At 56.6% G+C, this 21,228-nt stretch carries 16 protein-coding genes; 10 read left to right on the top strand and 6 right to left on the bottom strand.

Features of this window, described 5'->3' with window-relative positions; translation table 11 throughout:
• Positions 1 to 2: 2 nt before the first annotated feature.
• The gene (locus ACR0DK_RS05975; protein ID WP_170465587.1) at positions 3 to 1,265 is read left to right on the top strand and encodes a transporter substrate-binding domain-containing protein; all 1,263 of its coding nucleotides are present in this window, start codon (positions 3 to 5) and stop codon (positions 1,263 to 1,265) included.
• A gap of 43 nt (positions 1,266 to 1,308) precedes the next feature.
• Positions 1,309 to 2,415, top strand: a complete 1,107-nt coding sequence (locus ACR0DK_RS05970; RefSeq protein WP_170393909.1) for a transporter substrate-binding domain-containing protein — start codon at positions 1,309 to 1,311, stop codon at positions 2,413 to 2,415.
• A gap of 385 nt (positions 2,416 to 2,800) precedes the next feature.
• Here ACR0DK_RS05970 and ACR0DK_RS05965 read toward each other — a convergent pair whose 3' ends face one another.
• The 4 genes from ACR0DK_RS05965 to ACR0DK_RS05950 all read right to left on the bottom strand — a co-directional run bounded on the left by ACR0DK_RS05965 (position 2,801) and on the right by ACR0DK_RS05950 (position 8,298).
• Positions 2,801 to 5,014, bottom strand: a complete 2,214-nt coding sequence (locus ACR0DK_RS05965) for an NADP-dependent isocitrate dehydrogenase (protein ID WP_480735176.1) — start codon at positions 5,012 to 5,014, stop codon at positions 2,801 to 2,803.
• A 209-nt stretch (positions 5,015 to 5,223) separates the two neighbouring features.
• The gene (locus ACR0DK_RS05960; RefSeq protein WP_170393905.1) at positions 5,224 to 6,189 is read right to left on the bottom strand and encodes a sensor histidine kinase; all 966 of its coding nucleotides are present in this window, start codon (positions 6,187 to 6,189) and stop codon (positions 5,224 to 5,226) included.
• Positions 6,177 to 6,854: a response regulator transcription factor gene (locus tag ACR0DK_RS05955; protein WP_170393903.1), complete on the bottom strand. Its 678-nt coding sequence runs from the start codon at positions 6,852 to 6,854 to the stop codon at positions 6,177 to 6,179. The genes ACR0DK_RS05960 and ACR0DK_RS05955 overlap by 13 nt, the downstream gene beginning before the upstream one ends.
• Entirely contained in the window at positions 6,832 to 8,298 is a 1,467-nt protein-coding gene (locus tag ACR0DK_RS05950; RefSeq protein WP_480735173.1) for a DUF4153 domain-containing protein, read from the bottom strand. Before ACR0DK_RS05950 ends, ACR0DK_RS05955 begins: the two co-directional genes overlap by 23 nt.
• A gap of 167 nt (positions 8,299 to 8,465) precedes the next feature.
• Here ACR0DK_RS05950 and ACR0DK_RS05945 point away from each other — a divergent pair, with 167 nt between their 5' ends.
• From ACR0DK_RS05945 to ACR0DK_RS05920, 6 genes are all read left to right on the top strand, one after another.
• The gene (locus ACR0DK_RS05945) at positions 8,466 to 10,772 is read left to right on the top strand and encodes a Tex family protein (protein WP_480735170.1); all 2,307 of its coding nucleotides are present in this window, start codon (positions 8,466 to 8,468) and stop codon (positions 10,770 to 10,772) included.
• 209 nt (positions 10,773 to 10,981) lie between these two features.
• Positions 10,982 to 12,562 (top strand): ABC transporter substrate-binding protein, encoded by a 1,581-nt coding sequence (locus ACR0DK_RS05940; protein ID WP_170393897.1) that lies wholly within the window; start codon positions 10,982 to 10,984, stop codon positions 12,560 to 12,562.
• Between the two features lie 149 nt (positions 12,563 to 12,711).
• Positions 12,712 to 14,277 (top strand): ABC transporter substrate-binding protein, encoded by a 1,566-nt coding sequence (locus ACR0DK_RS05935; protein WP_480735168.1) that lies wholly within the window; start codon positions 12,712 to 12,714, stop codon positions 14,275 to 14,277.
• An 88-nt stretch (positions 14,278 to 14,365) separates the two neighbouring features.
• Positions 14,366 to 15,343, top strand: coding sequence for an ABC transporter permease (locus tag ACR0DK_RS05930; RefSeq protein WP_170393893.1), 978 nt, complete (start codon positions 14,366 to 14,368; stop codon positions 15,341 to 15,343).
• Positions 15,340 to 16,290 carry an ABC transporter permease gene (locus ACR0DK_RS05925; protein WP_170393891.1) on the top strand — a complete coding sequence of 317 codons (951 nt, stop codon included), beginning with the start codon at positions 15,340 to 15,342 and terminating at the stop codon, positions 16,288 to 16,290. Before ACR0DK_RS05930 ends, ACR0DK_RS05925 begins: the two co-directional genes overlap by 4 nt.
• Positions 16,291 to 16,294: 4 nt before the next feature.
• Positions 16,295 to 18,007 carry an ABC transporter ATP-binding protein gene (locus ACR0DK_RS05920; RefSeq protein WP_480735166.1) on the top strand — a complete coding sequence of 571 codons (1,713 nt, stop codon included), beginning with the start codon at positions 16,295 to 16,297 and terminating at the stop codon, positions 18,005 to 18,007.
• A 31-nt stretch (positions 18,008 to 18,038) separates the two neighbouring features.
• Here ACR0DK_RS05920 and ACR0DK_RS05915 read toward each other — a convergent pair whose 3' ends face one another.
• A complete protein-coding gene (locus ACR0DK_RS05915; protein ID WP_170646908.1) occupies positions 18,039 to 18,776 on the bottom strand; it encodes a creatininase family protein in 738 nt (245 codons plus the stop codon).
• Positions 18,777 to 18,821: 45 nt separating this feature from the next.
• Complete coding sequence (locus ACR0DK_RS05910) at positions 18,822 to 19,592, bottom strand: transporter substrate-binding domain-containing protein (protein WP_170393886.1); 771 nt, start codon at positions 19,590 to 19,592, stop codon at positions 18,822 to 18,824.
• A 120-nt stretch (positions 19,593 to 19,712) separates the two neighbouring features.
• Between ACR0DK_RS05910 and ACR0DK_RS05905 the strand changes: the two genes are divergently transcribed.
• Both ACR0DK_RS05905 and ACR0DK_RS05900 read left to right on the top strand, forming a co-directional pair.
• Positions 19,713 to 20,453: an amino acid ABC transporter ATP-binding protein gene (locus ACR0DK_RS05905; RefSeq protein ID WP_170407352.1), complete on the top strand. Its 741-nt coding sequence runs from the start codon at positions 19,713 to 19,715 to the stop codon at positions 20,451 to 20,453.
• Between the two features lie 10 nt (positions 20,454 to 20,463).
• Positions 20,464 to 21,225, top strand: coding sequence for an amino acid ABC transporter permease (locus ACR0DK_RS05900; protein WP_480735163.1), 762 nt, complete (start codon positions 20,464 to 20,466; stop codon positions 21,223 to 21,225).
• Positions 21,226 to 21,228: the final 3 nt, after the last annotated feature.

The raw sequence follows: 21,228 nt of genomic DNA, 5'->3' as shown, positions 1-21,228 counted from the left end.
AAATGCGAAACCATCTTATCATATCCACCCTCGCTCTTGCTGCTGCAACAGGTGCAGCATCGGCGCAAGAGGCGTGTTCGACTTATGAAATCCAGCCCGGTGATAGCTTGCGGGAACTGGCAATTGCCGTCTACGCGACGGAAGATTACCGGATCATCTATGATGCGAACCGGGATACGATCGGGTCGAACCCCAATATCATTCGCGTCGGTGATGTCCTGACTTTCCCTTGTCTTGAAGATATCGGGCGCGCGGCGCAACTGCCGGATACCGAAGCTGGCCGCATGGCTGCCGAAATGGCCTCGGAACTGGTCAAAGCTGCCGAGGAACGGGCTGAAAAAGCCATTGCCGAGGCCGAAGCCCGCGTGGCCGCTGCAGAGGCCGAAGCTAAAAAGACCAGCGAAGAAGCCGTAATCGCGGCCAAGGCTGCGGCCAAGAAAGAGATCGAAGCAGCCCGTGCGGAAGGTGCCGCATTGATCCGCAACGCGGATGGTGGCGAAAGCCCTGAAATTCGTGACCGTCAGATTTTGTTGATCACGGGTGGTAACTACGCCCCGTTTACGGATGAAGCGCTGCCAAATCGTGGGCTTTATACCAACCTGGTTGAAACCGCGATGCTGAGGGCCGCGCCCGAGCAGTCCTACAAGATTCAGTTCGTTAATGACTGGTCGTCGCATCTGGACCTATTGATGCCGACACTCGCCTTTGACGCCACATTCCCTTGGTCGCGGCCGAACTGTGAACAAGCCGCTACGTTGTCGGAAAATGATCGTTCACGGTGCGAAACCTATAATTTCTCAAACCCATTCTACGAGGTCGTTGATACGTTCTTCGCAAAAAGCGGTTCGGGTTACGAAGAGACTCTGACTTATGCAGATTTCGCGGGCACAACGATTTGTAGGCCGGAAGGTTGGTCATTGTCGCATATGGATGCAGTTGGTCTTTACGAGCCTGCAATCACTTTGATGCGCCCCGTTTCACCCGATGATTGTTTTCGCGCAGTCATGGATGGCACAGCCGATATTGTCGCGATCGAAGCGCATCTGGCGGTCGAAGCAATCGGGCGTCTGGGCTACGAACATCAGATCATCGAAAACCCCAACCTAGCGGCAATCAAGTCGCTTAACGTCATGACCCACAAAGATAATCCGGATGGGGAAGCGATCCTTGAGACGCTCAACCAGGGTCTGGCGATCATGCAGCAATCAGGCGAGTGGCGCGACATCGTATCTACCGCACTGCGCTATCAAATGGAAAATGGCTAAGGCCTTGATTGGCCCAACGAAACAAAGTCTGGAGGAAGTGGACATGTTTAACAAGAAATTGAAGAAAGCAGTACTGTCGGCATCAGCCTTCACCGCCCTGAGCGCAGGTGCAGCCGCCGCTCAAGAGGCCTGCTCCAACTATACGGTTCAGGATGGCGACACATTGGCGACCATCGCCATTGCCGCCTACGGCACCTCAAACTATCAGCCGATCTTTAACGCTAACCGCAATGCAATCACCAATCCCGGTTCGCTAACCCCCGGTCTGGTACTGGCGCTGCCCTGTGAGGATGGCAGCCTGCCCAACGGTCAGAGCGCGCAAGAACTGATCGCGGCAGAAGAACAACGTGCTGCAAGCGTCAAGCGCTCGAATGTCTACGCGCCTCCGATCAAGATGGTCGCTGGCAACGGTTGGGAACCGTTCACTACTGAAGATCTGAGCGGCGGTGGCATCATGACCCGTCTGGCGACGACAAGCCTTCAGCGTGCTGGTAACAGCCGCGATTTCTCGGTCAGCTTTGTAGATGACTGGAGTTCGCATCTGGACACACTGTTGCCACTGGGTGCGTTTGATATTTCGATCGCGTGGACTGTTCCGGATTGTACCAACCGCTCCTATGAGTGGTCTGCAGAGACCGAAGCCCGGTGTACCCAATTTGTCGCTTCTGTTCCGGTATATGACATTGTCGGAGGTTTCTTCACTTTGCCTGAAAGCGAATACGCAAAGGCGACAGATTTCTCCGACCTTGAGGGCTCGACCGTTTGCCGCATGGCAGGCTGGAGCATGGTGGTGCTGGAAGAACAAGGGCTGAACCGCGAGAACACAACCGTGGTCCAACCCAATTCGGCTCGCGAATGTCTCGATGCCGTATTGACCGGTACGGCAGACGTGGCTGCATTCGAAGTTGATCTGTTTGCCTCGACAATGAAAGACATGGGTTTGACCTCGGCGGATATTGTTGAGAACCCGTATGTCTCGACACTGTCTTCGATGAGCTTCCTTGCACACCGCACCAATCCATTCGCGCGCGAGTACATCGCGATGATGAACAAGGGTTTGATCGAGATGCGCGAATCCGGCGAATGGTACGCGATTATTTCCGACACGCTGCGCGAACAAAATGAAAAGCTGAACGCAGCATCAAACTAATCCCTCGGTCGTTATGACCTTTCTTAGGGGCCGGTCTTCGGACTGGCCCTTTTTTTGTCGGTGGGTCAGAATCTTCAATGATAACGGCAAAGCCAACTGACTAGGCCTCAGACGTGGCGCAGTCAGCATTTGGTCTTATTTGCACATACATAATGACTATTTTTATCCTTAATCGCTCATAAAAGGCGGCCGTCTACGGGAATCCCCGAATATTCAGCGTGAACGATAAGCGTAGGATGAACTCAACTGCACCGGTGAGGCGTAAGCCCCGCCACTCACTCAGAAAGAGGCTGGCTATGGGGGCTGGCCTTTTTCTTTTTCAGGGCATGAAAAAACCGGCCCTCTTCGGACCGGTTTCTTTTTAGGCGTTTATGCAACCCTTGGCTTATCCGATGATCGCATTCAGGGTCGCACTTGGACGCATCACCGCAGCCGCTTTGGCCGGATCAGTGTGGTAGTATCCACCCAGATCGGCGGGTGCGCCCTGCGCTGCCGCCAACTCGGACAAAATCTGTTCTTCTTTGTCCGCCAACTCTTTCGCGAGCGGTGCAAACTCGGCGGCAAGCCCAGCATCATCGGATTGCCCCGCCAAAGCTTCGGCCCAGTAACGAGCGAACCAGTAGTGGCTATCGCGGTTATCCGGCTGGCCGACTTTGCGGCTGGGTGACTTGTTGTTATCCAAAATTCCCTGCGTGGCAGCCTCGGCAGCGGCACCCAGGACGCCCGCTTTGGCGTTGCCCTTGCTGTCAGCAAGGAAGTTCAGGGATTCTCCGAGCGCACAGAATTCACCCATGGAGTCCCAGCGCAAGTGGTTTTCTTCAACCAGTTGCTGAACATGTTTCGGCGCCGAACCACCTGCACCGGTTTCGAACAGACCGCCGCCATTCATCAGTTTGACGATTGATAGCATCTTGGCCGACGTCCCCAGTTCGAGGATCGGGAACAAGTCGGTCAGATAATCCCGCAAAACGTTACCGGTAATGGCGATGCTGTCCTTGCCCGCCGTGATAGTTTCCAGCGACTGGCGGGTTGCTTCACGCGGGGCCATAATCAAGAACTTGTCGGCCACGCCTGCAGCTTCAAGCGCTGGTTTGACATACTTAATCAGCTCGGCGTCATGGGCACGGTTTGCGTCCAGCCAAAAGATCGCCTCGGACCCGGTCAGGCGCTGACGGTCCATCGCCAGCTGGATCCAGTTCTCGATCGGGGCCTTCTTGACGGTGCAGGCGCGCCAGATGTCGCCCTTTTCGACGTTGTGGGAATGCAGCGTTTCGCTATTGGCCAGAACGATACGGATTGCACCATCTGCGGGCGCTTCAAACGTCGTCGGGTGCGAGCCGTACTCCTCGGCCTTCTGCGCCATCAATCCAACGTTGGCGACGGCTCCTGCGGTGGCTGGGTTCAGTGCACCATTGGCTTTGAAGAAATTGATGGCCTCATCATACACCGGTGCATAGCAACGGTCAGGGATCACACAGTTGGTATCGCCCTTGGCGCCGGTTTCGTCCCAACCCTTGCCGCCAGCACGGATCACTGCGGGCATCGAGGCGTCGATGATAACATCAGACGGGACATGCAGGTTGGTGATGCCACGGTCCGAATCCACCATATACATCGACGGACGATCCCCTTTAATCGCATTGATTGCGGCGACGATGTCTGCGTTGCCCTGAACCCGCTCAAGCAGGTCCCCCAGACCCGAGTTCGGGTTTACACCCAGTGCGTCCAGCTCTGAACCGAATTTTTCGAACACGGGGGCAAGCCACGCCTTGACTGCATAGCCGAAGATAATCGGGTCACTGACCTTCATCATCGTCGCCTTCATGTGCAGCGAGAACATGGTGCCGTCTTTCTTGGTGTCCTCAATGGCTTCGGTCAGGAACGACGACAGCGCCTTGACCGACATGAATGTTGCGTCGGCCACAGTTCCTTCGGCCAGTGGCCAAGCGTCTTTCAGAACCGTAACGCTGCCATCTTTGCCCACAAACTCAATCTTGGCATCGCCGGCTTGCGCCGCAGTGATCGTTGCCGATTTCTCATTGGCGTAAAAATCATTGCCCGGCATCGAAGACACTTTGGTCTTGCTGTCCGCGCTCCACTCTCCCATCGAATGAGGGTTCTTCTGGGCATAGTTCTTCACAGCGCGCGCTGCGCGGCGATCGCTGTTGCCTTCGCGCAGGACCGGGTTCACGGCCGAACCCTTGATGGCGTCATAACGCGCACGGATCGCCTTTTCGTCGTCCGTCGAAGGCTCTTCGGGGTAGTTCGGAATGTCATAACCCTGTGATTGCAGCTCTTCGATGGCAGCCACCAGCTGGGGCACCGACGCCGAGATGTTGGGCAGTTTAATGACATTTGCGTCCGGTGTTTTCACCAGCTCACCTAAAGCAGCCAGATCATCAGTAATACGCTGTTGGTCTGTCAGCTTTTCGGGGAAGGTCGCGATAATGCGCCCGGCCAGCGAAATGTCTTTGGTTCCGACGCTGACACCGGCTGCTGACGCAAATTTGCGGATAATGGGCAGGAACGAGGCGCTCGCCAGCTCGGGCGCTTCGTCTACAATGGTATACAATACGTCGAAGTTCGATTTTTCTGCCATATTCCCTTACCTTTTTAAGCCTTTCAGGGGCGTGCGATCCAAGAGCATGTGCCGCCGTGACATAGGCACCAATCCCAAAGGGGACATGACGGCCCCACGGGTGACTCTGATTTGACAGGGCCTCCCTTAAATGAGGATTGGCTTGGGATCAATCGTATTGAGCGGCGCAAATTGACACGGGTCGAATTAGTTTGGGCTATTGAGTGATATCACACACCCGGAAACACCAACTCAAATCGCGCACCGGTCTTGGAAGGCACCAGCAAAATCCGCCCGCCATGTGCCCCCAACAGGTTTGTAACGATGGTCAGGCCCATCCCGGTCCCTCCCTTCTCGCGGGCGGTTGTAAAGAATGGGTTGAAGATGCGGTCCCGATTACCGTCGGATATGCCGGAACCATCGTCTTGGACAACCAATCGACCGAGTTCTGCGTGCAGGACCACCTGCCTTGCCCCGTGACGGCATGCATTGTCCAGAAGATGTTGCAGGGCAATTTTCAGGCCAGAGGCTGCAAGGTTCAATGCCTGATCGCCGCCTTCTATGCTGATGTCCAGTTCGGGAAACGAAGCGCGCAACTGATCGGCAAGATCGTTCAGGCTTGCCTCCCCATGATGTTCCGGCACTCGTGCCTGTGCAACCGTGTTAAGAGCGCTGAGCTGCGTTTGCATCTGATCGCTTGCGCCCAATATCTGTTGCAGCAATGCGTGATCCTGGTCCGAGAGCGTTTCGGCCTCGGCCAACAACTCTCCTGCCGCACGGATCGCGGTGACAGGGGTTTTCAACTCATGCGTGACATGATCTGCAAAGACGCGGATCGAAGCTTCGCGCCGTTGCAGTGTATCCGCCATGCTCAGAACCGAACCGGCGAGGCGCGACAGTTCTTGTGTGCCGTAGTGATCGGGCGGCTCGGCGCGTTGCCCTTGTTCAATGGCCCCTGAATAGGTCGCCAGCGACGTTATGGGGCGGAGCAGAAGCCGAACCATAAGGTATCCGACCACTCCGGTCGCACATCCGATCACGATCGCCAGCAAGCCCGCAGCGTTTCGAAACCCGATCTCAGGTCCAAGATACCGCAGCGCGATCAGACCCAGCAGAGACAGGGCGAGCGTACCCGCGAGACCTCCGCCAAGAACAAAACCCAGCGAAGGGCGCCATTTGCGTCTCAGCCCGGCCATGCACCCATCCGCAATCCGATCCCATGCACGGTTTCGATGGCACCGGCCCAGCCCTGATCCCCCAACTTGCGTCGTAAGTTCCGCAAATGACTATCCAGTGTCCTATCCGAGACCGGACTGCCTGCGCCATAAATCGCATCAACCAATTGTGGTCGCGAGACGATGGCGGCGGGCGTTTGCATCAGGCGACGCAAAATCGACAGCTCGGTTGCGGTTAAGGCAAGCGCATTGCCGTCGACCCGAACCAAATGCGCCGACACATCCATTTCAACCGGGCCATGCCGCAGTAGAAGCTCTGCAGCACCCGGTTTGCTGCGTTTCAGGATGGCTTTGATCCGTGCAACCAACTCACGGGGGCTGAAAGGTTTGGTCACGTAATCATCCGCTCCCAACTCGAGGCCCAAAATGCGATCAATCTCGTCATCACGCGCGGTCAGGAACAAGATTGGTACGTCCGAGCGTGCCCGCAAGCGACGACAAACCTCAAGCCCATCGATCTCAGGCAGGCCGACATCCAGCACGACAAGATCAGGCGCTTCCCGCATCGCGTGGGTTAGAGCCATTTGGCCATCGCGGGCGGTAACCGTTTGGTAGCCCGCGCGCTCAAGCGTGATCGAGACCAGCTCTCGCAGGCGTGGATCATCATCCACGACGAGGATTTTCATCTATCTTCTCCGGCATGGGTTCGACGGCCAGATTACGGATCACCCGATCTGCGCGAAAGCCCCAATTCCTCCAATTGTCGACGACCGGAGGGGTTACGCAATTGCGTACCCGTTTGTCCTTCAGCAACTCTGCCGCCGCCATCTCATTGAGCTGACATGCGTAGTAGGCATCAAACCGTATCGGATTTTCCAGATTCCAACGGGCGATTAAGGCTGAAAAATTCACGAAGCAGCATGCATAGAGCACGCCAATCCCCAAGATCGCAGATCGCAGCAATAACCAACGGTTCGATTTACCCTGCAAAATTTGCCAACCGGTCAGACACAAGCCCACAGCAACCAGCGCCATCCATATTGCCGCATGAACACGCAAATAGGTCAGCCCGTAGAAATCAACGTAAAGCGACAGGCGCATCAGCGATGAGATCACCAGCAGTACATTCTGCGCCAGCCACAGCATCATCCATCTTGTCAGCCCCTGCCGCTCGTTCAGATAGGGTCGCGCGGCCAAGGCAAATGCGCCCGCCAGCAAAGCTGTGACCAAGAGTGGGTATGCCCCGCGATGAGCATATTCAGCATAGGTCATCCCCTCGGGCAACTTGGCGCTGCCCCAGAGATAAACCATGTCCATCCCCGTTTGCACCGCCAGCAGCAAGTTGAACACCATTAGCGCATTTGCAACGGATTGGGCATTCAGGCCAAAAGCAGGCAATGGGCGCTTGCGTCCGGGGCCAAATCGGGGGGCAAGCAAGTCAGGCCGCAAGGTGACCGCAAGAAAGGGCCAGATCGTGATTGCCGCCCCGATCCAGAATAGCAGTCGGTCGAACCGCAGATCAAATCGCCAAATCCGATCGATCCAATCAGACAAGATCGGATTGGCCGCAACCATCAGCGAAGCAAGGATCAGTGCGCCTCCGATCGGGAAACTCCAGTTGCGCAGTGCACGAAGGGCAACCCCGTCAACGCGGGAAACCGAATGACCTTTCTGAACCGCCTCTATCCCGTGTCTGAGCGCCAATATTGGAAACAGAGACAGAAACCGGCGAACCGAAGCGACCTCATGATTGCCCAGCACGGCCCAACACAGCGCAATGGTCGATCCACCCAGCAAGAAAGCTACGGACAGGGCCTGAACATATTCCACCACCGGAAGAATGCTAAGCAGCAAAAGAAGGGTTGGCCCGACAAGTCCACCACGGCGGCGCAGCAAGGCAAACACTACAGCGGAAACCGCCAACGTAAAGAGTGCGATTGAAAGGCCAGGAGAATGGTCGAAAAACAGAAAATCGGCGAGCGCAACCAGAAACACCAAACCCAAAAAAGCGTGGCGATTGCCGGGTTCCGCTAAGCCATCGGCTCGGTTTGTGCCTCGATCAGGGGTGTCCAGCCACCAACTATCTTGTAAAACTGATGCCGGTACACCGCGCACGATGAACTGTCCCATTTAACTGCTCCTTGTTTGTGTTGGTTCTGTCTGGCCTAGGCAGGTGCAGATCACCGCGTAAGGGTCGTGCATTTTTTGTGCAGAGGTGCTTTTCGTAGCGCAGCCTCTTCCCCTTGTGCGTGCCGGTGGCTAAGACGATCTTCCAACCGCAAGTCAGGAGGCCCCTTTTGGACCGTATCACCCGCACCATCGCCACCGAGATTAACGCCCGCGCGGAACAGGTTGGGGCCGCGGTCAGGTTGTTGGATGAAGGTGCGACCGTGCCCTTTGTCGCCCGTTATCGTAAGGAAGTGACCGGCGGGCTGGATGATACCCAATTGCGCACCCTTTCCGACCGACTGAATTATCTGCGTGAGCTTGAGGCCCGGCGCGAGGCGATTCTGTCCTCGATCAAGGATCAGGGGAAACTGACGGACGATCTGGTGAAATCGATCGCCCAAGCCGAAACCAAGGCGCAGTTGGAAGACATTTATCTGCCGTACAAGCCCAAACGCCGGACCAACGCGATGATTGCCCGCGAGAATGGTCTGGAGCCGCTGGCCGATGCGATTCTGTCGGACCGGTTGGCTGAACCAGAAGGGCTGGCTGAAGGGTATCTGATTGAGGCTGTCCCCACGACCAAAGACGCGCTGAATGGTGCACGGGACATCATCACAGAGCGGCTTACCGAAAACGCTGCTTTGCTGGGAGAGCTCCGAAACTTCATGCAACGTGAGGCGTTGCTGAGCGCAAAGATCGTCGAGGGCAAGGAACAGGAAGGTGCCAAGTTCAGCGATTACTTTGATCATTCCGAGCTTTGGTCGAAAACCCCGTCGCATCGAGCGCTGGCAATGCTGCGCGCCTCGAAGGAAGGGATCGTAACGCTAGACATTGCTCCCGAACCCGAAGCGGGCGCCGCGCGGGCCGAGGCCATGGTTGCGGCTCATCTGAACACGCGCGGTGATACTCCTGGTGACAAGTGGCTACGCAAGGTCGCGGGCTGGACATGGCGGGTCAAGCTGTCGCTGTCGATGATGGTCGAACTGATGGCCGACCTGCGCAGCCGCGCACAAGACGAGGCAATTCAAGTGTTTTCGCGCAACCTAAAGGATCTGCTATTCGCTGCTCCGGCGGGGGCACGTCCGACGCTTGGGTTGGATCCCGGCATTCGCACCGGGGTCAAAGCCGCCGTGGTGGATGCAACCGGTAAGGTGGTTGCAACGGATACGCTATATCCGTTTCAGCCCAAGAATGATCTGCGTGGTGCACAAGCGGCAATACTGAACCTTATCGCTACACATAAAATCGAGCTTATTGCCATCGGCAACGGCACAGCCAGCCGCGAGACTGAGCGTTTGGTGGCCGATACGCTGTCGCTTCTGCCCAAGACCGTCAAAGCGCCCACCAAGGTCGTCGTTTCCGAGGCTGGAGCCTCGGTCTACTCGGCATCCGAGCTTGCCGCGCGCGAATTTCCCGACCTCGACGTCTCGCTACGTGGAGCGGTCTCGATTGCCCGCCGGCTGCAGGATCCCTTGGCTGAACTGGTCAAGATAGAACCCAAGAGCATCGGCGTCGGCCAGTATCAGCACGATGTGGATCAGCACCGCTTGTCACAGTCACTGGAGTCGGTGATCGAAGATGTAGTGAACGCTGTGGGCGTGGATCTGAATACAGCTTCAGCCCCTTTGCTTTCGCACGTCTCGGGTCTGGGACCGGGATTGGCCGAGGCGATTGTCACGCACCGCGATATTCATGGTGCCTTTGCGTCTCGGAACGAACTGTTGAAGGTGGCCCGCCTTGGTCCACGCGCCTTCGAGCAGTGTGCAGGTTTCCTGCGAGTTCGTGACGGTTCAGAGCCTCTGGATGCCTCCTCGGTTCACCCCGAGGCTTACGATGTTGCCCGTCGAGTAGTGGCAGCATGTGGGCGCGACATTCGCCAAATCATGGGGCATGAAGGCGTACTGAAAGACCTGCGCGCCGAGCAGTTTGTGAGTGAAACCTTCGGCTTGCCAACGGTTCGGGACATTTTCACCGAATTGGAGAAGCCCGGCCGAGACCCGCGACCCAGTTTCAAAACGGCGTCGTTTACGGACGGGGTTGAGGAAATCACGGACCTGAAGCACGGCATGGTGCTGGAGGGTACCGTCACCAACGTCGCCGCCTTCGGCGCGTTTGTCGACATTGGCGTGCATCAGGACGGGTTGGTTCATGTCAGCCAACTGGCCGATCGGTTCGTGAAGGACCCGCATGAGGTGGTCAAAACCGGGCAAGTTGTCAAAGTGACGGTGGTCGAAGTCGACGTTTCACGTAAGCGCATTGGGCTGTCCATGCGCAAGGACGGTGGCGCTTCGGCACGCGAGGGCAATGCACTCCGTGGCAAGGGCAAACCGGCACGAACACCCCAGCCAGGGGAACAGCGGCGCAGCCATGGGGGGCAGAGCACCCAGAACGGGGCCTTTGGTGACGCTCTTAGAGACGCCTTCAATAAACGTTAGGCGGCAACCCTGTCATAGGGCTAAATACGAGGCGTGTTTCTGCATGACCTACATTCACCTAAGCCCCGGCAGACAGAAAGAAAAGCAGGGCGCTAACATTCGGGTGTTGCAACTCGGACCATGATCTGGATGATGCTGGCCCATGATGGCCGAAAAATTCGGCCAACCGTATGAAAATGCGGCCACAACAAAAAATGGGGAGACGACTTATGTCATTCAAAACTCTGATGCTTGCCGCCAGTGCAACGGCGATGATCGCGGCGGGCGCTTCGGCGGAGACGCTGCGATGGGCCCGTGCAGGTGATGCGCTGACGCTGGACCCGCATGCGCAAAACGAAGGCCCGACCTCGGCCATGGCGCACCAGATCATGGAAACGCTGGTGATGCGTGATCACTCAGGTGCACTGGTTCCATCGCTGGCGACCGAATGGGCACCATCGGAAGAAAATCCGAATGTCTGGGTGTTCAAACTGCGCGAGGGCGTTACCTTCCACGACGGTGCCGAGTTCGACAGCGAGGATGTCGTGTTTTCGCTGAACCGCGCGATGACGCCGGATTCGGATTACAAAGAACTGCTGGCGTCTGTGAAAGAGGTGCGTGCGCCCGACAAGTTCACGATCGAGATCGAAACTGACGGACCGAACCCGATCATGCCCAACAACCTGACCAACATGTTCATGATGGACAAAGGTTGGGCCGAGGCAAACAACGCTGTCAAGGTTCAGGACTATGAGGGCGGCGAAGACACGTTTGCGGCCAAGAACGCCAATGGCACAGGTCCCTACAAGCTGGTCAGCCGCGAGCCCGACGTGAAAACCGTCCTGGCCGCCTATGACGGCTATTGGGGCAAGGATGAGTTCCCGCTGCAGGTAACCGAGATCATCTATACCCCGATCCAGAACGCCGCGACCCGTGTTGCCGCGCTGCTGTCGGGTGAGGTTGATTTCATTCAGGACGTGCCCGTACAGGACCTCGAGCGTGTAGCCGGAACCGATGGTCTGGACGTACGCACCGCGCCGCAGAACCGGGTGATTTTCTTTGGCATGAACATGGGCGATGCTGATCTGACCTCGGACAATGTGGATGGTAAGAACCCGCTGGCTGATGTCCGCGTTCGACAGGCGATGTCAAAGGCGATCAATCGTGATGCGATCAAACAGGTCGTGATGCGTGGTCAGTCTGCTCCTGCTGGTATGATCTCACCTCCGTTTGTGAATGGTTGGGATGCAGATATGGATGCGTCCTCGTCAACCGATATCGAAGGGGCCAAGGCGTTGATGGCCGAAGCAGGCTATCCTGATGGATTCTCGCTGACCCTGAACTGCCCGAATGACCGCTACATCAATGATGAGGCGATCTGTCAGGCAGCGGTTGGAATGCTGGCCCAGATCGGCGTCACAGTTAACTTGGACGCCAAACCGAAAGCCCAGCACTTCCCGTTGATCAACAACCTAGAAACAGATTTCTACATGCTGGGCTGGGGTGTTCCGACTTATGACTCGGAGTACATCTTCAACTTCCTCGTCCATTCGAAGGGCGAAAAGTACGGCTCGTGGAATGGCACACGCTACTCCAACCCGGATCTGGATGCCAAAATCGTGGCCCTTGCCTCTGAAACTGATCTGCCCGCACGTGATCAGCAGATCGGTGATATCTGGCAGGTTGTTCAGGACGAACAGCTTTATATCCCGATCCACCATCAGGTGCTGAACTGGGGCATGAAATCGGGCGTGGGCACCATCGTCGAGCCGGAAGATTCACCGAAGATCAAATACTTTGAGATGAACTAAACTATCCTCTGTGATGGTATGCAGGGCGCGGAAACGCGCCCTGTTCTTGTTTGCGCCGTCGGTAACGGACATGTGATCTCGGCGCAGGAACGGCTTTACGTGGCAGCGAAAAAGCTGGATTGTTTCAGCGCTAACAGGGAGATTTCGCCATGATCCTCAGAAACAGTGCAATCGGCCTGACCATGTTGCTTGCAAGCGCCGCGCAGGCGGCCGAATTCAAGTGGGCCTCGACCACCGATCCGCAGACGATGGACCCTCACGCGGTCAACTCGGCCCCAGTTCTCGGGTTCCTGAACAACGTCTACGAAGGGCTGGTCCGCCGCGGTAAGGATATGAGCGTTGAGCCCGCGTTGGCTGTCAGTTGGGAGCCGATCGGCGACGGCGAAGGATGGCGGTTCAATCTGCGTCAGGGCGTGACCTTTCACGACGGAAGCAGCTTTGACGCGCAAGATGTGCTGTTCAGCTACCAACGCGCCTCGGGTGAGGCTGCGGACACGCGTAGCTGGTTCGCTCCTGTCAGTGACGTCATCTTAGTTGACGACTACACAGTTGATATCATGACCACAGCACCTAACCCGCTGTTTCCGTCATCGATTGCCAACTGGATGATCATGGATCAAGACTGGACCGAGGCCAACGACGCCGTGGTCCCCGACAAAGAAACCGGAAACTACGCCACCATCAACGCCAACGGCACCGGCGCGTTCAAGGTGACCGAGCGCGAGCCGGGTCTTAAGACCGTGTTGGAACCTTATGAAGGCTGGTGGGGGGATGTTGAACACAACATCACCCGTGCAGAATTTAATCCGATCCAAAATCCTGCCACGGCCGTAGCGGCGCTGCTATCGGGCGATGTGGACATGATCAACCCGGTCCCCATTCAGGACGTCGCACGGCTGCAGCAGAACGCAGAGGTCGATGTCATCCAGGGCATTGAGGCGCGCGTGATCATGCTGGGCTTCGACCACGAGGCTGACACGCTGAAATACACAGACGATGCGGGCAAACCCAACCCGTTCCGTGACGCGCGCGTGCGGCAGGCAGTTGCGCAAGCGGTGAATGTCAACGCCATTCTGGCCACGATCATGCGCGGAAATGCCGAGCCCGCATCGCAGCTCGTCAGCCCAGCCATGAGCGGGTTTTCCGAAGCGAACGCCGGGCGCCCCGCGTTTGATGTGGAATCGGCAAAGGCGCTGCTGGCCGAGGCCGGATATGCAGATGGTTTCTCATTTGGCCTGAAATGCCCCAATGACCGCTACCTTAATGACGAGGCCGTCTGTCAGGCCGTCGTCGGTATGCTGGCTCAGATCGGGATCACCGCCGAGCTGGACGCCATGCCAGTGCGGAACTATTGGCCCGAATTACGCGAAGATAATTACGACATGTACCTGCTGGGCTGGAGCCCCGGTACATTCGACGCCGAGCATCCGGTCCGGTTCCTTGTCGCAACCCCGAACGAAGAGAAAAAGTTGGGTAGCTGGAACTTCGGCGGGTTCTCAAATGCACGTGTCGATGAGCTGTTGCCGATGATCCAGTCAGAACTGGATGAGGCCAAGCGTCAGGCGATGCTGGACGAGGTTACTCAAATCTATCAGGACGAACACGTTTATGTGCCGATGTATGTCCAGCCGCTGGTTTGGGGCACGCGCAGCAATGTCGAGGTCACGCAGCGTCCGGACAACTTCTTTCTGCTGCGTTGGGTGAATGTGAATTGATCGGCGGCAACGTCGCGTTGAGTTGACAGCACTCTCTTGACCATCTGGTCAAGGTCGGCCTAGAGAGACCGATCTACGAGGGAAACATATGTTCGCATATATCGTCAGACGGATGTTCCAGTCCGTCATAGTGCTGTTGGTCGTGGGGTTGGTCGCCTTTTCGATGTTCCGATTTGTTGGCGACCCGATCGACAACATGCTGGGCCAAGAGCGCACGCAGGCCGACATTGACCGCCTACGGACCGAGCTTGGGTTGGACCAACCCTTTGTTGTGCAATACGCCAAGTTCCTGCAAGGCGCTGTTCAGGGCAATTTCGGTGTGTCTTATCGCCAGGGGCGACCGGTCTCGACCATCCTGGTGGAACGCGCTCCGGCGACGTTGGAATTGGCCTTTGTGTCCGGCTTTCTTGCGATCACGATGGGCATTGCCCTCGGTGTCTTTACTGCAATCCGACGACAAGGGATCGCTGCCAATGTGATCATGACCGTTTCCTTGATCGGGGTTTCGCTGCCGACGTTCCTCATCGGTATCCTGCTGATCTATGTTTTCTCGGTTGAACTTGACCTACTGCCCAGTTTCGGGAGGGGCGAGACTGTTATGATTGGCAGTTGGTCCACCGGGTTTCTGACGACCTCGGGGCTCAAGGCGTTGATATTGCCTGCAATCACGCTGGGCCTCTATCAAATGACACTGATTATGCGGCTTGTCCGGTCCGAGATGCTGGAGGTTCTGCGCGCTGACTATGTCCGCTTTGCCCGCGCCCGAGGGCTGTCGGACCGGGTGATCAATTTCCGCCACGCGCTGAAGAACACTCTTGTGCCGGTGATCACCATCACGGGCCTGCAGCTGGGGTCGATCATCGCTTTTGCCATCATCACCGAAACGGTGTTCCAATGGCCGGGCGTGGGACTGCTGTTCATCAACGCGATCCAGTTCGTGGATATCCCCGTTATGGCTGCCTATCTGATGCTGATCTCGGTGATGTTCGTGACAATCAACCTGATTGTCGACCTTCTGTACTATGCCATTGACCCGCGCCTGCGTGTCGACGCGAGGGCCACATGACCGAAACGATGGAAACCCCGAAAGTCGCGCCTAAATCGCGCACGGCCAAGTTCTGGGACAGCGATTTCGCCTGGTCTTTCCGGCACTCTCCGGTAGCCATGATCGCATCTTTGGTCGTGGTCATTCTGGTGCTGGCGGCGATCTTTGCCCCGCTGATCGCGCCATATAACCCGTTCGATCCAGCAACACTGAACCTAATGAACGGGTTCACACCACCAGGTACGCCCAATGCGTTTACGCAAGAGACCTTTTTGCTAGGCACAGATGACCAAGGGCGCGATGTGTTCTCGACCATCCTCTACGGGTTGCGCATTTCATTGTTCGTAGGTGCCTCTGCTGTGCTTCTTGCCTTGATCATCGGCGTGATCCTCGGTCTGATCGCTGCGTATTTCGGAGGTTGGATCGAGACGCTGATCATGCGTATCGCAGACGTGCAGCTGACGTTCCCGGCCATTCTGGTCGCAATGCTGATCTTTGGGATCGCCAAAGGGATCACTCCGCCGGAATACCGCGATGAGATGGCAATCTATGTTCTCATCATCGCGATTGCGTTGTCGGACTGGGTGCAGTTCGCACGCGTCGTCCGTGGTGCTGCTCTGGTTGAGAAAAACAAGGAATATGTACAAGCCGCGCGCCTGATCGGGCGTGGATCGTTCCCGATCATGTTCCGTCACATCCTACCCAATGTCCTCAGCCCTGTTCTTGTTATTGCGACCATCTCGCTGGCGCTGGCGATCATTGCTGAGGCCACATTGAGTTTTCTGGGTGTGGGCGCCCCCCCGACCCAGCCGTCGCTGGGAACACTAATCCGGATCGGGCAAGGTTTCCTGTTCTCGGGCGAATGGTGGATTTTGTTCTTCCCGGCCTGCACGCTTCTGGCCCTCGCCCTGTCGGTCAACTTGTTGGGCGACTGGCTGCGCGACGCGCTGAACCCAAAACTGCGGTGATTTCATGAGCCTTCTGACCATCCAAGACCTCACCGTCGAATTCCCGACCCGCCGCCAGCTGTTTACTGCAGTGGACCACGCCAGCCTTTCTGTCGAACCCGGTGAAATCCACGGACTTGTGGGCGAATCCGGGGCAGGTAAATCCACCATCGGCGCTGCCGTGATGGGCCTTCTGGAACGCCCAGGTCGCATTGCCAGCGGTCAGATTAAGCTGGGCGGCGATAAGATCAGCGGCATCGATGCCGAGGCGATGCGCGGGCTGCGCGGCAAGAAGATCTCGATGATCTTTCAAGACCCGCTTACGTCGCTGAACCCGCTATTTACAGTGCGCGAGCAACTGGTCGAGACGATCCAGACCCATCTGGGTGGTTCCGAGGCCGAGGCAAGCAAGCGCGCCCGTGATTTGATCGACCGCGTTGGCATCCCAGACCCGGATACTCGGCTGGATCAGTACCCGCACCAGTTCTCGGGCGGCATGCGGCAACGCGTGGTGATTGCTCTGGCACTTTGCACCGAACCGGATGTGATCATCGCCGATGAACCCACGACAGCTTTGGATGTTTCGGTTCAGGCCCAGATTCTGGACCTTATCAAGGAACTGGCACAAGAGCGTCAGGTGGGTGTCATCCTGATCACCCATGATATGGGCGTGATCGCCGATACAACTGACCGCGTGACCGTGATGTATGCGGGCAAGGTGGTTGAAAGCGGCACCACGGCACAGGTGATGGGCCAGCCGCAACACGAATACACCAAGTCCCTGATCGCCGCCGTACCACGCCCGACGCTGAAACTGCATCGCTTCCCTCAGATCAGCTATGGCGGGCGTGAAACGCGTTTCGCGATCGAGGATATGGCACGCCACTGGCCCAAGGTGGATAATGACGCCAGCAAACCGATCTTTGAAATCCGCAACCTGACGAAGAAATTCCTGCAAAAGCGTGGATTACTGCCTTGGGATCGTACCTACTTCACCGCTGTCGACAACGTCAGCTTTGACATTCGCGCAGGTGAGGTCTTTGGGGTTGTCGGTGAGTCCGGATCGGGCAAGTCCACCGTCGCGCGGATGATTGCGGGGCTCTATCATGTGGATGGTGGTACCATCACTTTTGACGGGCAACTGGTAAGCGATCTGAGTAATCGTACGGTGCAGGAAGAGTACCGCAAGAACATCCAGATGATCTTTCAGGACCCCTACTCGTCTCTCAATCCGCGTATGCGGGTGGATGAAATTGTGGCGGAGCCGATCCGCCATCACCGCCTGATGGAAGGTGCCGACGTCAAGCGCCGCGTGGACGAATTGCTGGATCAAGTGGGTTTGGGGTCAGAGGCCGGGCTGAAATATCCACATGAGTTCTCGGGCGGTCAGCGCCAGCGCATCTCGATCGCACGCGCACTGGCAACACAACCCCGGTTCCTGATCTGCGATGAGCCCACAAGCGCGCTCGACGTTTCGATCCAGGCGCAGATTTTGAACATCCTGAAAGACCTGCAAGAGCATCTGGGCCTGACCATGCTGTTCATTAGCCACGACCTACCTGTGGTGCGCCAGATGTGTGACCGAGTCGCGGTCATGAAACAAGGACAAATCGTCGAGGTTCAGGACACCAGCGATCTGTTTGCCAGTCCGAAAACCGAATACGCGCAAGAACTGTTGCGGTTGATGCCGAAACTCGATGACCTGTCGACTGACGGGCTTGGGGTCGAAGCAGAATAGGGCTGCGACACCCGTTGCAGGCGCTCCGTGACTAGAAGCCTTGTTCGAATGCCCGGAACTCGGCAGCGATAGCCGCAGCTGCTATCGCCAGCAGACGCTCGCCATCCTGAGGATTGGCCAAAGCTGAATGCGATCCAACGCGGCCATCCGGGAAGTCCGCGCGATGCTCGTCAGGTGGACCATGGCGATCCCCTGCGTGATCCCGGATGTATTCGGCGCTGAGTTTTTGGGGCGGCTCAGCGGCCTGATTGGCAGGTAATGGTCCAAGCAAAGACTGGGTTATGGCAATCTCCGAGGGGGTGGCGTGCATCCCTTCCCAATCTCCATAGAGCTGCTGTCGCAGAACATTCACTGCGTTCGGCTCCCACCAGCTACGGATCAGCAATTGACCACCGGCAATTTCGCTTTCGATCTGCCGAAGAGGCGCCAGATTGGCCCCGTGCCCATTCACTATGAACACTCCAACGAAACCTTGCTCCAAGAGCCCCCGGATCACCTCATCTGCGATGGTGCGAAAGGTTTCGGCTGAAATAGACACCGTTCCGGGAAATCCCGTGTTAAAAGGCGCTGGCGTGTAGGCCAGCGCCGGAGCGACGATACCCTCGCATTGCCTGGCAGCAGCGAGCGCGACAGCCTCGGCGCAAATCGTGTCGGTGCCAATGCGACCCATCGGGCCGTGCTGCTCGGTCGATCCAACCGGCAGCAACACGGCCGCACCGGCATTGATACGAGTGTCAACCTCGTACCATGTCATGTGCTCAAGTTTCATGACTTTGAAAACTCTCGCAGGCGCTCCAGTTGCTAGGGCCTCTGATCAGAGACCCCAGCGTTCCCGGTTTTCATCAAAGAAGCCTTGGGCTTTTTTCACTTCAATCCAGTTGTTCACATAGTTGATCCAGACCTGATCACTTTGCGGCAACAGCATCGCGATGGGAGAAGGAGAACGCGGCCCGGCATTCTTGACGCGGACGACCGGGAACTTTGCTTCAAGGGTCGATCCCTCGATATTCGAGGTTATGAACACATCTGCACGACCGGCCAAGACCTCCTGAAAACCACGTGCAGGAGCTTCGACCACTTTGATATCCGCATCGGGGAACCATTCGCGCACGCGCTTTTCAAAGGTGGTGCCTAGGGTAGTAGCAACCTTCACGTCCGGCTTGTTGATCGAGTCGTAGCCATCAAATTTGTCGGCCTTTTCCTTGGTTGTGTAGGGAAACAACTCAACCGCGATGTAACTGTCGGAAAACCCTGCAACTTTCATGCGCGGAGGTGAGATAGAAGCCGAACCGGTGATGTGGTACTTCCCCGCTACCACACCATTGACCAATGTTTTCCAGTCGGTGGGCACGTATTCTACCTCAACACCCAGATCAGCGGCCAGCGCGTTCATGATGTCGATATCATAGCCTTTATAGCTGTTAGTCGCCGGGTCGCGCAGTGACATCGGATTCCAGTCACCGGTTGTCCCCACTTTCAGCACGCCGTCATCCAAAATTTCATTCAGAGCCGACTGTGCTTGCGCAGCGCCGCTGATCACAAGACCGAGCGCAGCCGCAGCCGCGACTTTAACAAAACGTTTCATGTGGTTCTCCCGTTGGTGGCGTTAGTCTTTTATCACGACATTGCTTCTTGATTTAAGCGTAAAGAAAAAGATAACCTCAAGCAACTAATTAACTCATAGTAATCACAAGTGGGCCAGCAGATGCCAAACGCAGCGATCGAGCTTGTCGACGTAGACAAGTGGTTTGGCACATTTCACGTGCTCAAGAACATCAACCTGACAGTAAACAGTGGTGAAAAGGTTGTGATCTGCGGCCCATCCGGATCGGGTAAATCAACGGTCGTAAGATGCATCAATCAGCTTGAGAAACATCAAAAGGGCACCATCCGCATCGATGGGGTCGAACTGAACGATGATGCCAAATCTGCAGCCACCATCCGGTCAGAAGTTGGCATGGTGTTCCAGCAATTCAATCTGTTCCCGCATCTAACAGTGCTGGAAAACCTGACCCTTGGTCCGATCAAGGCCCGCGGGTTGAGCCGAAAAGAAGCCGAAGACAAAGCGCGCCACTACCTTGAGCGTGTTCATATACCCGATCAGGCCGACAAGCGCCCGATACAGCTTTCAGGTGGACAGCAGCAGCGAGTGGCAATTGCCCGTTCGCTTTGCATGGAGCCCCGGGTCCTTTTGTTCGACGAACCCACCTCGGCGCTCGACCCTGAGATGATCTCCGAGGTGCTCGACGTGATGGTCGAACTTGCCGAGGAAGGCATGACCATGGTTGTGGTAACCCATGAGATGGGATTTGCCCGAAAAGTGGCCGACAACATGGTGTTCATGGATGCAGGCGAGATTGTCGAACAAGGTAAGCCCGAGCATTTCTTCACCAATCCAAAGTCTGAGCGGTGTCAGAAATTCCTGAGCCAAATTCTGCAGCATTGAGTTGGGTCCGATGAAAAAAACACTTCTCTTCCTTCCCCTTTTCTTGCTGATCACGGGCTGTTCGTCCTCACAGACCTGGGGTTGGTACGTCATTGACCCAACCACGGCTTCAGGCTGGACCAATGTAAAATTCCTGATTTCGGGCATGGGTGCGACCATTCAGATTTCGCTGATTGCGGCGATTTTGTCGATTGTCATTGGATTGCTGGTCGCCCTGCCGGGTCTGTCGGAAAAGCGCGGCTGGCGGCTGGTAAACCGGGTATATGTCGAATTTGTCCGCTCGATCCCTCTGTTGCCTATGCTGTTTTGGGTATTCTACGGGTTGCCGATTGTCTTTCAGTCGATGGGTATGGACATCCCAATCGATCCCTTCTGGGGCGCAATTATCACCCTTGCGATATCGGACAGCGCCTTTACCGCCGAGATCTACCGTGCCGGTATACAATCTATCGCAAAAGGGCAAAGCGAGGCGGCGCAGACGATTGGCCTGAACTATATTCAGACCATGCGCTATGTGATCCTGCCGCAAGCGATCCGGCGCATTCTGCCGCCGCTGGCCAACCAGTTCATCTACATCGTGAAGATGAGCGCATTCGCCAGCGTCATCGGCATGCAAGAATTGACACGCCGTGCGAATGAGCTGGTAGTGACGGAATACCGCCCGCTTGAGATCTATACCTTGTTGATCTTCGAGTATCTGGTGCTGGTACTGATCATCAGCGCCGGTGTGCGTTGGCTCGAGCGCCGGATGGGCGCAGATGAGCGCGGATAAGGA

The organism is Ruegeria sp. CE6 (assembly GCF_056537485.1).
This window is presented reverse-complemented; position numbering and strand designations above follow the sequence as displayed.